Origin of the sequence: Pseudoalteromonas sp. SR43-2 (assembly GCF_014163885.1) — a bacterium.
In the GTDB taxonomy this organism is placed as follows: Bacteria; Pseudomonadota; Gammaproteobacteria; order Enterobacterales; family Alteromonadaceae; genus Pseudoalteromonas; species Pseudoalteromonas distincta.
Window position 1 is genome coordinate 1 of sequence record NZ_JACJED010000046.1, and the last position, 1,180, is coordinate 1,180.

Consider the following 1,180-nt stretch of genomic DNA (forward strand, 5'->3'; position numbering starts at 1 on the left):
ATGGCAAAAGAAAAGTTTGAACGCGTAAAACCGCACGTAAACGTTGGTACAATCGGCCACGTTGACCACGGTAAAACTACACTAACTGCAGCAATCACTAACGTACTTGCAAAAGTATACGGCGGTGTTGCTAAAGATTTCGCATCAATCGATAACGCTCCAGAAGAGCGCGAACGTGGTATCACTATTTCAACGTCTCACGTTGAATACGATACACCTACACGTCACTACGCACACGTAGATTGTCCTGGTCACGCCGATTATGTTAAAAACATGATCACTGGTGCTGCTCAAATGGACGGCGCGATCTTAGTAGTTGCTGCGACAGATGGCCCTATGCCACAAACGCGTGAGCACATCCTTCTTTCTCGTCAGGTTGGCGTTCCTTACATCATCGTATTCATGAACAAATGTGACATGGTTGATGACGAAGAGCTACTTGAACTAGTAGAAATGGAAGTTCGTGAACTTCTTTCTGAATACGATTTCCCAGGTGATGACTTACCTCTAATCGCTGGTTCTGCGCTTAAAGCGTTAGAAGGCGAGAAAGAGTGGGAAGATAAGATTGTTGAGCTTGCAAACGCACTTGACTCTTACATCCCAGAGCCAGAGCGTGACATCGATAAGCCATTCATCATGCCTATCGAAGACGTTTTCTCAATCCAGGGTCGTGGTACTGTTGTAACTGGTCGTGTTGAAGCTGGTATCATCCGCATCAATGACGAAGTAGAAATTGTTGGTATCAATGATACAACTCGTTCTACTTGTACTGGTGTTGAAATGTTCCGTAAGCTTCTTGACGAAGGTCGTGCTGGCGAAAACATCGGCGCACTTCTACGTGGTACTAAGCGTGAAGACGTTGAACGTGGTCAAGTACTAGCTAAGCCTGGTTCAATCAACCCACATACTACATTCACTTCAGAAGTATACGTACTTTCTAAAGATGAAGGTGGTCGTCATACTCCATTCTTCAAAGGTTACCGTCCACAGTTCTACTTCCGTACAACTGACGTAACTGGTGACGTACAGTTACCAGAAGGCGTAGAAATGGTAATGCCTGGTGATAACATCAAGATGACAGTAACTCTAATCGCACCAATCGCGATGGATGAAGGTCTTCGTTTTGCTATCCGTGAAGGTGGTCGTACTGTAGGTGCTGGTGTTGTAGCAACTATCGTAG

General features: G+C 45.3%; 1 protein-coding gene. It reads left to right on the forward strand.

Annotated elements, in window-relative coordinates:
• Positions 1–1,180: elongation factor Tu (gene tuf / locus H5120_RS20015; protein ID WP_154904299.1), on the forward strand; the 1,180-nt coding region annotated here is incomplete at its 3' end.